Raw genomic sequence first — 13,162 nt, 5'->3', positions numbered from 1 at the left:
CCGAACTCAGCAGTGAAACGATGCATCGCCGATGGTAGTGTGGGGTTTCCCCATGTGAGAGTAGGTCATCGTCAAGATTAAATTCCGAAACCCCTATCTGCGTATGCAGGTAGGGGTTTTGTTTTTGGGGCCCATTTTCTGTAGGAGCGAGCTTGCTCGCGAAGAACGGGAGGGCGCCGCGTACATCCAGGCAGCCCTCGTCATCGTTGACGTTCTTCGTCGGAGCGCCGCCCGGAGCAAGCTCGCTCCTACACACGTCGCGTATGTTAAACCCGGAACGCAATCACTTTTTCGGTGGTTTACCGCTGGCAGGGATGTGCAGGTAGGACATCACGCTTTCAGTCAGTTCGGTTGCCAGTTTGACCGCTTCTTTATTGCGCGCCATCACGCCGGCGACCAAGCCTTCGATCAAGGCCAGCACGGCGATGTTGGAACTGGTCAGCACCGGGTGATCGCAAGGCGCAAACAGCGTGTGCTCGGCAATGCCGGTGAGCGGCGAGGCGGGTGAGTCGGTAATGGCCAGCACCGAGGCGCCACGTTCATTGGCGAAGCGTGCCAGTTGCAGGGTGTCGAGGGAGTAGCGCGGCAGGGAGATCGCCAGTAACACGTCCCGATCAGTGATCGCGGCCAGTCGGTAGGCGGCATTTTCGTTGCCACCTTCCATGCTGATGGCCGTGGCGTCGGCACAGAAGGGCATCAGGGTCGAGGCGGCGAGGCCGGCGAAGTACACACTGTTGCCGAACCCCAGGATGTAGATTTTGCGGGCCGTGGTCAGGCGAGTGACGAACGCTTCAAAGGTGTCGGCGTGGTTGTTGGTCGCCGCCGTGGCCAGGTTGCTGCTGGCGCTCTGGAGTTGCTCATGCAGGCCAAACGCGCCGCCCGGGCGCTGGGCAAGTTCGTTGCGCAGTTTGTCGACCGGCGACACCATCTGCTGCAAGGTCGCGACCAGTTCGGCCTTCATGCCGCTGTAACCGCCGAGGTCCAGCGCTTTGGCCAGTCGGTTGACGGCGGCGGGTGAGGTCAATGTTTCGTGAGCCATCTCCTCGATGGTCAGCGTCGCGGCTTTGAGCGGGTGACGCAGGATAAAGTCCGCCACCTTGCGCAACGACGGTGGCAGCTCGGAAACGATTTCCGTCAGTTTGCGCATGACCGGCGCGGCATAGACAGTGGTGTCTTTCGATGGGGTTGGCATATCCGGCTCAACATTTCCTGAAGGTGAGAGAAGGGCTGTGCCTGATGCCCTGACAAGGTTGGCCGGAGTGTATCCGAAGCCAGCCTTGTCAGGGCAGCGCCGAGCAGTGGATGGGTCGGCGGCGGTGTTACTTCAAGCTCCCGGCAAGAAACTGCTGGAGGCGTTCGGACTGCGGGTTGACCAGCACCTCACGCGGGGCGCCGCGCTCTTCGACAACGCCCTTGTGCAGGAACACCAGTTGGTTCGACACCTCGCGGGCAAAGCCCATTTCGTGAGTCACCACTACCATGGTGCGGCCTTCCTGCGCCAGATCCTGCATGACTTTAAGCACTTCGCCGACCAGTTCGGGGTCGAGCGCCGACGTCGGCTCATCAAACAGCATCACTTGCGGTTCCATCGCCAGTGCGCGGGCAATGGCCACGCGTTGCTGCTCGCCACCGGACATATGCGCCGGCCAGGCGTTCATGCGATGCGCCACACCGACTTTGGCCAGGTAGTGCTCGGCCTTTTCCCGTGCCTCTTTCTTGCCCAGCCCCTGCACATGCACCGGGGCTTCCATGACGTTTTCCAAAGCGCTCATGTGGGACCAGAGGTTGAAGTGTTGGAACACCATCGATAGCTGCGAACGCATGCGTTGCAACTGCCTGGGTTCGGCGGCCTTGAGCCCGCCAAGCTTGTTGGCCGCCAGCTTGAGCGGTTCGCCATTGAGCACGATAGTGCCCGCATTGGGTTGCTCCAGCAGGTTGATGCAGCGCAGGAACGTACTTTTGCCAGAGCCGCTGGAGCCGATGATGCTGATCACGTCACCGGCCTGTGCTTGCAGGGACACGCCCTTGAGCACCTGGTGGGCGCCGTAACTTTTATGCAGGTCCTGAACTTCAAGTTTGTACATGGTTTGAACTCTCTGGAGTCAGTCGCTGAGCAAGCGACCCTGGCGAATGGGGGTGACGCCTGCAACTTTGGCCAGCCACAATCCAGGCTGGGCAAAGCGCAGGCGTTCGCGGGCATAGAGAATGCCGTCGGTGCTGGCGCGCACCACGCTATGGCGGTCGCTCAGGGGGTCGATGACCTCGAATAGCGGATCGCCGACCTTGACCTGCGCCCCCAGCGGTTGCAGAAAACTCACCACACCCGGATGGGGCGCACAGGCGTACTGCGCGCCGGCGAATGGCATGGCCTGGCAACGGCTCGGCGGTGCCGCTGGCCAGTCGCCGCTGATCAGGCCTTGATCGGCGAGATACCCGAGAATGGCGTGTGCACTGTCGATGCACTGCTCGCGTTCGGTGTCGGCCATGCCACGCAGTTCGATGGTGGTGGCCACGCACGCCAGGGGAATATTGGCTTCAGGAAACCGCTCGGCCAAGTGTAACCACGCAATGGCGCAGGCTTCGTCGAAGGCACTGCCGCCCGCATCTTCGGCCAATAACGTGACCCCGGCGCCGAGGCGCGCGGCCAGGGACTGCAAGCGTGGCCAGTGTTGCGGCATCGCATACAACAACATGATCGATTCGAAATCGCAGTGCAGGTCCAGCACCACATCGGCGTCACAGGCATGCTGCAGCAACAGGCGGCGCAGGCCGTCGAGCTCCGAGGTCGGTGCTGGCAGGGCGGCCAGGGCATCGCCCATGGCACGGCGGATGAGGGCGATGTTGGCGTCGGCATCGTCTGCCAATCGGCCTTCCAGCAGCTGTGCAACGGCATCGACCAACTGCGGGAAGTCGCGATTGAAGTTCTTGCCGCTGGAGAACTCGAAGCGCCCCTGATGGGTGGCCTGGAACATCTGGGCGATACCGATCGGATTGGCCATTGGCACCAACTCGATCACCCCGGCCAGGCGGCCTTGTGCTTCCAGTTCCAGAAGGCGTTGCTTGAGCTCGACAGCGACGCGCATCCCCGGCAACTCATCGGCATGCAATGACGCCTGGATGTACGCTTTGCGTGATCCACTGCCAAAACGAAACAGGGTCAGCGTGCGTTCGGTGCCCGAGGCACTCCACGGCAACAGGTATTGAATGTGCTCCATTGCAGCTCCTTAGTGCTTGCGCGGTGCCAGGTACGCCAGCCAGCGGCGCTCGGCCAGCTTGAACAGACGCACCAGGATGAAGGTCAGGACGAGGTAGATGAGACCGGCGGTGATAAACGCCTCGAACGGTAGATAGAACCGTGAGCTGACCGTGCGCGCGGCCCCGGTGATGTCGACGAGCGTGACGATGGAGGCCAGGCTGGTGGTTTGCAGCATCATCAGCACTTCGTTGCTGTACTGCGGCAATGCCCGGCGCAAGGCCGATGGCATGAGAATGCGCCGATACAGGGTCAGGCGTGACATGCCCATGGCCTTGGCGGCTTCGATCTCGCCATGGGGGGTGGCTTTCAAACTGCCGGCCAGCAGCTCTGCGCTATAGGCACTGGTGTTAATCGCGAACGCCAGGCAGGCGCAAAAAGTGGCGCTGGAGAGGTAAGGCCAGAGCACGCTTTGGCGCACGGCTTCGAACTGCGCCAGGCCGTAATAGATCAGGAACAACTGCACCAGCATCGGCGTGCCGCGAATCACGTAGGTATAGAGCCAGGCCGGGAAGTTGATCAGCGGCGATCGCGACACCCGCATCAGCGCCAGTGGAATCGCCAATACCAAACCCAGGGCCAGTGAAATGAGCAGGACTTTGAGGGTCAACAAGGCGCCATTTAAATACAGCGGCAGGTTTTCCCAGATCAGGTTGTAGTCGAGAATCATTGGGTGGCTCCCCTCACAATTCGGCGGCTTTGATGCCGACCGAGTAGTGTTTTTCCAGATAGCGCAGCACCAGCAAGGACAGGCTGGTGAGCATCAGATACAGCGCCGCCACCGCGAGGTAAAACGTGAAGGGCTCGTGGGTGGCATCCGCGGCGTTCTTGGCCTTGAACATCATGTCCTGCAAGCCGATCACCGAGATCAGCGCGGTGGATTTGGTCAGCACCAGCCAATTGTTGGTGAACCCGGGAATGGCGAAACGAATCATCTGCGGTACCAGAATTCGCCAGAACACCTGCGCACCGCCCATGCCATAGGCCACGCCGGCCTCGGCCTGACCCTTGGGGATCGCCATGAAGGCGCCGCGAAAGTTTTCCGAGAGGTAGGCGCCAAAAATGAAGCCCATGGTGCAGACGCCGGCGATAAAGGGGTTGATGTCGATATAGCGGGTGTACCCGAGCGCCAGGGCGATGCGGTTCACCAGATCCTGGCCGCCGTAGAAGATCAGCAGGATCAGCACCAGGTCTGGAATGCCGCGAATCAGGGTGGTGTAACTTTCCCCGAGCATGGCCAGCCATTTGAGCGGTGACAAGCGAAAGGCCGCACCGATCAGGCCCAGGGCAATCGCCAGGGACATGGACGTCAAGGCCAGGTTAATGGTCAGCCAGGCGCCATCGAGAATGCTCGATCCGTAGCCGTGGAGCATGATGAAGTTCCTCAAGCGAGCGCCGCGAGGCGCGCAAGACAAGCCCCGACAGACGCCTGCAACGGGCCAGCGCCGGGGCTGGGGTCAGTAGGGCAGGGGTCAGCGGGGCAGGGGTAAGGCTTACTCGCCGTAGATATCGAACGCGAAGTACTTGGCCATCACTTGCTGGTACTTGCCATTGGCGCGAATGCTGTCGATCGCGGCGCTCAGGCGCGCAACGTTGGCACTGTCGCCTTTGCGCACAGCGATCCCGGCGCCCCGGCCAAAGTACTTCGTGTCGTTGATGTCGGGCCCTGTCAGTGCGAAGCCCTGGCCAGCGGGTGTCTTGATGAAGCTCTCATCGGTGTTGACGATGTCGGCGAGGGTGGCGTCCAGGCGACCCGAGGCCAGGTCGAGGAAAGCCTCATTCTGTGAGCCGTAACGCACCACGACGACGCCGGCTTTTTCCAGTTGCTCGGTGGCAAAACGATCGTAAGTCGAGGAGCGTTGCACGCCGACTTTCTTGCCCTTGAGGTCCACCAAAGGATCATTGATCACGTTGCCGGCCTTCATCGCGAACTTGCCCGGGGTGTGGTAGTACTTTTTGCTGAAGTCCACGGACTTCATCCGGTCTTCGGTGATGGACATCGACGACAGCACGGCATCGATCTTGCGCACTTTGAGCGACGGGATCATGCCGTCGAACTCCTGAATGACCCACTCGCACTTGACCTTCATTTCTTCGCACAAGGCGTTGCCGATGTCGTAATCGAACCCGCTGACGTTGCCCTCCGGTGTCTTGAAGGAGAAGGGCGGGTAGGCGGCTTCGATACCGATACGCAGGCTGTCTTCGTCGGCCTGTGCCAGGAAGCTCAACGCGCATAGCGCCAGCGCACCTAGAAGTTCTGTCTTGTTCATATTGTTGACTCCTCGAGGGCATTTGGGGAAAACGGGCGCCCGCCATCCGGGTTGGCGCGGTGGATCGGTCCTGTGATCGGCGAGGCTATAAATGACACAATAAAAATCTAATTGCAATGATGATGAAAAAAATCATATCAGTTCGAGGCGTGGTAAAGCGCTGCCGACGTGGCGAATCTCCGTTCGTGGAGGAGCGGTTCCGTGTCTGCCCCTGGAGGGGCTTAGTAGAGGTGGACCCCTGCAACCACCGGCCGCAAGGCCTGGATCAATTGCTGGACGACATGCGCTTCGACGGCACCTTCATTGGCGTCTGCCTCAAAACTTGCACAACACGCCGATGCGCCACCGCAGGAGAGGCGGTAAACCGCGATGACGCTGCCGGGTCCACAACCGGTGTGTCCGCACAGGGTCAAGCCACCCTCGATCGAACCCTGCATCACACCCAGTCCATATCCTGGGGTAACCCATGGCCGACCGGGAATCGGGCCACCCAATGTTCGCGCAGTCTGCATTTCCTGCAGCAGTCCCGTGGGAAGAAGGTGTCCGCCAAGCACTCGATCAAGGAAAAGCGCCGCTTGCGAAATGGGCCCGATCAGCAAGCCGTGATAAACCCAAGCGGGGTCATAGTCCGATGTATTGCTCGGGGAGATCTCCTGTAGATCGGCTCTGGTTGCAGCGAAGCGGACGTTAGACAGGCCCAAGGGCTTTAGTGCATATCGACCCACTGCCTCTTCCAGCGTCAGATCGGTGACCCGCTCAATCAGGGTGGCGACGAACATATAGCCAACATTCGAGTAGCGCCAACTGGCGCCGGGGGTGTATCGAAGCCTTGTTCCATCAAGACGTTGCATCATGTCACTTGCTGACCAGGCGGCCTCATTGTCGGCAACGGCGGCGTGATACTCCGCAAGCTCGCCATAATCGGCGAGACCTGCCTCATGCCGCAGTAACTGGCGTAACGTGAAAGGCTGACCTGGAAGGGGGTCGTCCAGCCCTACGAGTCCGTCACGCACCAAAGATAATGCGGTAGTCGCCAGGACCGTTTTGGTAAAGCTCCACCATGGCGTCATGCATTCCCGTCGCTGAGGCGTTACCAGTTGGCCATTCGAAACAAGTGAGCTGAACATTGATTGCCTTGGAGGGTTTGCCGATTGAGGGAGCAAGAAGATATCGCTTCCACCGCGATCCGACAGCCCAGGTTGCACAGTTAAGCAGCTAACAGTTGGGCAGGCAAAAGAGGGGGCGGGAAATTGGCCATTGACTTGCCCCCGCCGCCCGTCTAATTTTCGGGCATGCCTTCCACCGTATTGCGCTGCCAGCCAAGCATTATTACCGCCATTCCTCACTTGGCGGGCTAGCTCACGACTGCAGCACCCAACCCGCCCTCGAGGCGGGTTTTCTTTTTCTGTCTCGGGGCTCTGATCAATGTCAGGAGACCCTCATGTTCAGTACGCCCGCCCAACAAACCCTGCTTGAGCACTACGTTAAAAAGATCCTCGCCGCGCCGGTCTACGAACTCGCCATCCGTACACCGCTGCAACCGGCACCGGCGTTGTCCCTGGCCTTGGGCAATCAGATCCTGCTCAAGCGCGAAGACCTGCAGCCGACCTTCTCCTTCAAGATCCGTGGCGCCTACAACAAACTGGTGAATCTCACTGCTGCGCAGAAGAAACACGGTGTGATTACCGCTTCAGCCGGCAATCATGCCCAAGGCGTGGCGCTGGCGGCACGGGAATTAGGCATCGACGCCACCATAGTCATGCCCGCCAACACCCCGGAGTTGAAGGTGCTGGGTGTACGCAGTCGCGGCGCCGAGGCACTGCTGTACGGGGACAGCTTTCCGTTTGCCTTGGCCCATGCGCTGAAGCTGGCCGAGCAAACCGGCAAGCACTTTGTTTCGCCCTTCGACGATCAGGACGTCATTGCCGGGCAGGGCACTGTCGCCATGGAAATCCTGCGTCAGCATCAAGGGCCGTTAGACGCAATCTTTGTCCCGGTGGGCGGTGGCGGGTTGATTGCCGGCATTGCCGCGTACGTCAAATACCTGCGGCCAGAGGTGCGCATCATTGGCGTCGAGTCGGAACACTCCGCCTGCTTGTACGCGGCTTTACAGGCCGATGAGCGCGTAGTCCTGCCCAGCGTGGGCACCTTCGCCGATGGCGTGGCGGTCGCGCAGATCGGTGCCCATGGTTTCGAAGTGTGCCGCTTCTGCGTCGATGAGGTGATTACCGTCAGTAACGATGAACTGTGCATCGCCACAAAGAATATCTACGACGACACCCGCTCGATCACCGAGCCTTCAGGTGCGTTGGCCGTGGCCGGGATCAAGAAATACGTAGCGCGCACGGGTGTCCGCGGGCAGACCCTGATCGCCATCGACTCCGGTGCCAATATCAATTTCGACACGTTACGGCACGTGGCCGAGCGCGCGGCATTGAGTGAGGCGTTGGCGTAACAAGGCGGTGAGGTCGACGGTGGCTATTGCAGTAGCCAACGCTGGCTTCAGCGCTCTTGCACAACCTGCATTTCCAAGCTGCATACACTTCACTGCTATTGGAACAGTCGCTATGTGAAACTCTTCGAACTAATTACAAGACCGTTGCAGTTGTGGAGTTTGGTATGAGTTTGCTAACTGATGATTTTGATGCTGTGGTTGCTTCGCGCAGGGCTGTGCGGGCTTTTTTACCTACGCCCGTGTCGAGGGAGTTGATCAATGAAGTCATCGAGGTTGCGCGTCTGGCACCCAGCAACTCCAATACCCAGCCCTGGTCGGTGCATGTGCTCACAGGCGAGCCGAAACAGGCATTGAGTGCCCTGCTGGGCGCTGCTCACACCGATCCGACTGCCGAAACGCTTATGCATCTGCCGGAAGATCTCCCCCAGAAATACCGTGAGCGACAAGAGCAGTTCGGTGCGCTGTTTTATGGTCTGCATCAAGTGGACAAGTGCGACAACGAAGCGCGCAGCCGCATCAGTGGCCTGAATTACGGGTTCTTCGGCGCCCCGGTAGGGCTGATTTTCACCATCGAATCGAACCTGAAAAAATACAGTTGGCTCGACTACGGACTGTTCCTGCAAACCCTGATGCTGGCCGCACAAACCCGTGGCCTGTCGACCTGCCCACAGGTGTCGTTCGCCCGGTTCCAGTCGCTGATCGGTGGCTTCCTGCACCTGGACAACGGCCACGAAATCGTCTGCGGCATGTCGTTGGGCTACGCCGATGAAACGGCACTGGTGAACTCCCTGCGCATGCCGCGAGCGACGTCGCAAGCCTTCACTTACTTCATGGGCTTCGATCAGTAGTCCATTCTCCGGGGCGCCATGCTCGATTGGCTGATCGGGCCGTCGATCAACTGGCGTTCCTCACACGGCAACACGAGGTGTACATCAAAATGGCAGTAAGAGTTCTGGCCATGTCCGGCAGCGCCCGAAGGGGCTCGTTGAATCAAAGACTACTGAATGTAGCCGTGCAAGGCGCAATCGCAGCGGGTGCTGAAGTAACGGTGGTATCACTGTCCGATTTTCCGCTGCCTTTTTTTGACAGCGAGCTTGAGAAGGAGCAGGGCGTACCGGCCAATGCACTGGACCTGCAGAAGCTGTTCAGCGAGCACGACGCGTTGCTCGTGGCCTCTCCGGATTACAACGGCGGCTACACGGCACTGCTTAAAAACACCCTCGACTGGATGAGCCGGCCCACCACTGAAAAAGTGTCGGGCATGGCATTGTTCGCCAACAAACCTACGGCAGTGATTTCCGCATCGCCAGGCCCCATGGGTGGCATCCGCTCCATGTTGGCCATGCGTGGCGTGCTGGAAAAGCTGGGGGCGGTGCTGATCCCTCAAACGTTCACTCTGGGGGTTGCGCACCAGGCCTTTGCCGAGAATGGCCAATTGGTCAATCCGCAGGTCGAGGGCGAAGTGAAAGCCGTCGGTGCCGCGCTGGCCAAGGTCTCGGGCGCTCTGCGCCAAGCGTGATCTGAACCTGAGCAAGGACGTTGCCACGGACGGCCTTGCTCAGCCCTGGCTGTGAGAAATTTCATCCGCCGCTGCGCTGATCTGACCACGCAGCCAGACTTGCGCGGGATCATTGTCGTTATTGCTGTGCCAGATGATGTCCAACTGCTGGCGGGCAACAGGGTAGGGCAATGGCTTGATCATGAACCCCAGGGTCCGGGCGAAGGTTCTGGCCAGGGGCCGCGGGACGATCGCCAAAAGCTCGGTGCCTTCCAGCAACATCGGCAACGCTAAAAAATGTGGAAGCACAATTTGCCGCCGTACCGACAAGCCTGCTTCAGCCAGGGCTTGCTCCAGGGCATTGCGATCATACATTTGCGCCTGCCGCGCCAAACCCCTTTCAAGTATGTAGCCGCTCAACGTCCCTTCAACTTCACCCCCCACCGATACAACCGCCAGCGGGTACCTGACGAGGTCCTCCATCTGCAGTGCCTTGGCACCGAGCGGATGTGTGCCGCAACACATGAACACTTCGTCCTGAAACATCACGGCCTTGATGCGAAAGCGCTCCGGAGCCCTGCGAAAAGAGCCTATCGCCACATCGATACGGCCCAGGTCGATCTGCTCCGCGAGGTCCAGCCGGGTCGACGGCATGATCGACAAATCAATGCCCGGGGCCGCGATTGACAATTGATGGTTGAGTTGCGGCAGCAGCGTTGCCGAGACGTAGTCGTTGGCAGCTATGACAAACGAGCGACTGACACTCTCCGGTTTGAAAGACGACGATGCTTTGGCCAAGGTCGTACTCATGCTGAGCAGCGCTGCTCGCAGTGGGCCGATGATCTCGATCGCATAGCTGGTCGGCGTCATTCCTTTGCCGGTGCGAACGAAAATTTCCTGGTCCAGACCCTCTCGCAAACGGGACAACGCATGGCTGACGGCGGACTGACTCAGATGCAGTCTCTGACTGGCACGGAGCACGCTGCGCTCTTCCATGACGGCATCGAAGACCCTGATCAGATTCAAATCCAGCTTATCGAACGAAATCATGGAGAGTTTCCGATGGTTGGCCGCATTAGCTATTTATTTGAATCGATAAATCAAGCATTTGCAAGTCTGCAGCGGCGCTGGAAATAAATGAATCTGGTGCATTAAGACTCTGCAGAACGTTCGCTTTTTGCCCGAGTGCAAGTGTGGGAGAGTGTAAAAAACGTTGAGCACACAGTGAGTGTCTATTAAATGAAAAAGCGTGATGAGCTACTCAGTCTTTGCATCGATTTCCTTTCCAAGGTCAAAGATAAAACCGCGAATGCCAATATAGAGCAATGGTTGAACGAGACCTACGGGCCGGACAGTGAAACCTACCAGCGAATGGCCGACCTGGTGATTGAAGGTGTGGCACAAGGGTGGGCAGCCAATGTTGAAATCACCGGTCCAAACTATCGTCGCAGCCGTTTGTGCGAACCTAGTGCGGAAACTTTCTACTTCAGCATTACTGCCGTTTACATGGACAGCAAGGGACACGAACTGGACAACTACCATCGTACGTTCCGTGGCCAGTATCACAGCCACCCATACGGCGAACTGAATATGGTTATTCCGCTTGACGAGGGCGCGTTGCTGGCCGGGCCTTTGGGGTGGCGAGGCGCCGGCTGGACCGCGCCGGAAGCGGGTAGCCACCATTTTCCAGAAGTGAAGGGCGGCGCATTGATCGCCTTCTTCTTCCTGCCTGCGGGACGTATTTCTTATGATATCCAGGCCCCCAAGGCCAGTTGAATGGAGGTTGTGTACCATTTTTCGAAACCGCAGTTGAAGTGGAATTCGAAAGGCCATTGGCGCTCATCGATGGCCTCTACCAGCTGGGACTGGCTGTTTAACAGGGGATCGCTGACGCATCGTCTGAAAGTATTGTCGGACGATGAGTTCAAGGTTATTCCCCTGCGCGAAGAGCCAGGGCCGCTATTGCCGGATGAATGCCGGCTACTTGGAGTGCGACCGGGTGTCATGGGATGGATCAGGGAGGTCTACCTGGCCGGTTTTGGCCGACCATGGATTTATGCAAGGTCCGTGGTTGCTCAACATGATCCCGACAGCAGCGTTTCAGCGTTATGCAACTTGGGCGATGTTTCACTCGGAAGTCTGTTGTTTGGCGATACACCTTATCAGCGAGGAGAAATAGAAGTTTGTCGTTATCCAGATGCCTGTAATGCGAGCAGTCGGCCCGCCTATCCACTTTGGGCCAGGCGTTCTGTCTTTCGTCGTGGGCACGTGCGTGTCCTGGTCCATGAGATGTTCTTGCCAGCACTATGGGAGGAATTGAGTTAAAAACGCAGCGCAAAACTGAAAGCCGATTTTAATAAAAACAAATAGGTACCCAGATGAGCACTTATCTATCTGCGCGCAAACTTGGTTTGCGCGCAACGCTTGCTGTTTCCATATCCGTACTCGGTGTTCATTCCGGTGGCGTTCATGCTGTTGATACTTCACCCGGCGCTTATATTCCCATGCCCAAGGGCGCCAACATGGCGATGTTGTATCTGGGCGGTGGCAAGGCCGGTGAGTTCCAGCCGGTCCATGGAAAAGCCATCAGCAAGGGCACCGAGCTGAAAACCAATACCGGGCTCGTGCGCCTGTTCCACATGTTCGATATCGCCGATCACCGATTCCAGCTTCAGTTCGGCCTGCCGTTCGGCAGCCAGGACCTGAAGCTCAACGGCAAGACCATCGGGCACGAGAGCGGGGTGTCCGATGCATACGTTGCCGCGACGATCTGGCCGATCGATGACCCGGTGAAAAAGCGTTATCTGTCGATCACCGGGTACATGGCAATTCCCACCGGTTCCTACGAAAACAACCACTCCCTGAACATGGGAAACAACCGTTACGCCCATGCAATCCAGGTGGGGTATGCGCAGAGCTGGGACGCGTGGCGGCTTGAGGTCAACCAGGATGTGACCTGGTACGGCGATAACGATGAATATGGTGCGGGCAAGGGTAAGCTCAAGCAGGATCCGACAATTAACCTTCAGCCATGGTTGAGCTACACCTTTGCCAACAAAGTCACGACGTCGTTCGGCCTGGCAAAAGCCTGGGGTGGCGAATCGAGCCTGGACGGCAACGACACTGGTCGGCGCACGGATTTTCTGCGAGCACGCGCGGGTGTCGGGTATTGGTTGAGGAAAGACATCCAGTTGTACACGGAACTCAACCGCGACCTTGAGGTGAAGGGCGGCTACAAGTTCGACTACTCCGGCTTCGTGCGCGTAGCTGTTCTGTTCTAGCGCGTTGCGCGGGAGTCAGGGTTTCCAGCCTATTTAAGGTTTAGCGTCGGGTGTCATGATTCCGGTTTATTGGAATCATGCCCCGGCGCTTTTTATTGAGGCTTTCACTGGATTGGTTTCGGCTCGGACGCGGTCTCTTGCAGGAGCCGGCTTGTTGGCGATGATCGTTAACGATAACGCGTGCGATCCGGTTAAACGCGGCGCACTTGCGTCCATCGCCGGCAAGCCGGCTCCTACAGGGGGTGGTGGGCTCCTGGATTGTCTTATGCCGCAGAAGGTGTAGATACCGTCTTGAACCTCACCGGGCAAGCGCAAGTTTCGGGTCGTAGGGTTGGCCCGACTTGAGCACACCGTAAACGAAGTGCAGCAGCTTGCGCATCGCCGCACAGATAATCTGCTTGGGGG

General features: G+C 58.6%; 14 protein-coding genes and 1 pseudogene. 6 read left to right on the top strand and 9 right to left on the bottom strand.

The annotated features are described in order from the left end of the window. Positions 1-283: 283 nt before the first annotated feature. From F8N96_RS34565 to F8N96_RS34535, 7 genes are all read right to left on the bottom strand, one after another. Positions 284-1,192: a MurR/RpiR family transcriptional regulator gene (locus tag F8N96_RS34565; RefSeq protein ID WP_150801605.1), complete on the bottom strand. Its 909-nt coding sequence runs from the start codon at positions 1,190-1,192 to the stop codon at positions 284-286. 127 nt (positions 1,193-1,319) lie between these two features. Next, complete coding sequence (locus F8N96_RS34560; protein ID WP_150801604.1) at positions 1,320-2,084, bottom strand: ABC transporter ATP-binding protein; 765 nt, start codon at positions 2,082-2,084, stop codon at positions 1,320-1,322. An 18-nt stretch (positions 2,085-2,102) separates the two neighbouring features. Beyond that, positions 2,103-3,215: a succinylglutamate desuccinylase/aspartoacylase family protein gene (locus tag F8N96_RS34555; protein ID WP_150801603.1), complete on the bottom strand. Its 1,113-nt coding sequence runs from the start codon at positions 3,213-3,215 to the stop codon at positions 2,103-2,105. 9 nt (positions 3,216-3,224) lie between these two features. Further along, entirely contained in the window at positions 3,225-3,923 is a 699-nt protein-coding gene (locus tag F8N96_RS34550; RefSeq protein ID WP_150801602.1) for an ABC transporter permease, read from the bottom strand. A gap of 13 nt (positions 3,924-3,936) precedes the next feature. Continuing rightward, a complete protein-coding gene (locus tag F8N96_RS34545; protein ID WP_150801601.1) occupies positions 3,937-4,626 on the bottom strand; it encodes an ABC transporter permease in 690 nt (229 codons plus the stop codon). A gap of 120 nt (positions 4,627-4,746) precedes the next feature. Beyond that, positions 4,747-5,523 (bottom strand): ABC transporter substrate-binding protein, encoded by a 777-nt coding sequence (locus tag F8N96_RS34540; RefSeq protein ID WP_150801600.1) that lies wholly within the window; start codon positions 5,521-5,523, stop codon positions 4,747-4,749. 221 nt (positions 5,524-5,744) lie between these two features. Next, positions 5,745-6,650: a serine hydrolase domain-containing protein gene (locus F8N96_RS34535; RefSeq protein WP_150801599.1), complete on the bottom strand. Its 906-nt coding sequence runs from the start codon at positions 6,648-6,650 to the stop codon at positions 5,745-5,747. A gap of 314 nt (positions 6,651-6,964) precedes the next feature. Here F8N96_RS34535 and ilvA point away from each other — a divergent pair, with 314 nt between their 5' ends. From ilvA to F8N96_RS34520, 3 genes are all read left to right on the top strand, one after another. After that, complete coding sequence (gene ilvA / locus F8N96_RS34530; protein WP_150801598.1) at positions 6,965-7,978, top strand: threonine ammonia-lyase, biosynthetic; 1,014 nt, start codon at positions 6,965-6,967, stop codon at positions 7,976-7,978. 164 nt (positions 7,979-8,142) lie between these two features. After that, the gene (locus F8N96_RS34525) at positions 8,143-8,826 is read left to right on the top strand and encodes a nitroreductase (RefSeq protein WP_150801597.1); all 684 of its coding nucleotides are present in this window, start codon (positions 8,143-8,145) and stop codon (positions 8,824-8,826) included. A gap of 110 nt (positions 8,827-8,936) precedes the next feature. Further along, entirely contained in the window at positions 8,937-9,497 is a 561-nt protein-coding gene (locus F8N96_RS34520) for an NADPH-dependent FMN reductase (RefSeq protein WP_263596474.1), read from the top strand. A gap of 39 nt (positions 9,498-9,536) precedes the next feature. Here F8N96_RS34520 and F8N96_RS34515 read toward each other — a convergent pair whose 3' ends face one another. Further along, positions 9,537-10,526, bottom strand: a complete 990-nt coding sequence (locus F8N96_RS34515) for a LysR substrate-binding domain-containing protein (protein WP_150801596.1) — start codon at positions 10,524-10,526, stop codon at positions 9,537-9,539. A gap of 189 nt (positions 10,527-10,715) precedes the next feature. Here F8N96_RS34515 and F8N96_RS34510 point away from each other — a divergent pair, with 189 nt between their 5' ends. From F8N96_RS34510 to F8N96_RS34500, 3 genes are read left to right on the top strand one after another with little or no spacing between them, the layout of a single operon-like run. Next, positions 10,716-11,252 (top strand): DUF4863 family protein, encoded by a 537-nt coding sequence (locus tag F8N96_RS34510; RefSeq protein ID WP_150801595.1) that lies wholly within the window; start codon positions 10,716-10,718, stop codon positions 11,250-11,252. After that, on the top strand, positions 11,253-11,801 hold the full coding sequence (locus F8N96_RS34505) for a chorismate--pyruvate lyase family protein (protein ID WP_150801594.1): 549 nt from the start codon (positions 11,253-11,255) through the stop codon (positions 11,799-11,801). It abuts the gene before it with no gap. A gap of 53 nt (positions 11,802-11,854) precedes the next feature. After that, positions 11,855-12,757: a transporter gene (locus F8N96_RS34500; RefSeq protein WP_150801593.1), complete on the top strand. Its 903-nt coding sequence runs from the start codon at positions 11,855-11,857 to the stop codon at positions 12,755-12,757. A 298-nt stretch (positions 12,758-13,055) separates the two neighbouring features. On the opposite strand, the pseudogene F8N96_RS34495 reads toward F8N96_RS34500, so the two are convergent. Continuing rightward, a pseudogene (locus F8N96_RS34495) lies at positions 13,056-13,162 on the bottom strand (IS110 family transposase); the annotation flags it as partial.

Origin of the sequence: Pseudomonas fluorescens, assembly GCF_902497855.1 — a bacterium.
GTDB classification, from domain to species: Bacteria; Pseudomonadota; Gammaproteobacteria; order Pseudomonadales; family Pseudomonadaceae; genus Aquipseudomonas; species Aquipseudomonas fluorescens_BI.
The sequence above is the reverse complement of the archived record's forward strand: the minus strand, read 5'-3'. Positions and strand labels throughout refer to the sequence as shown.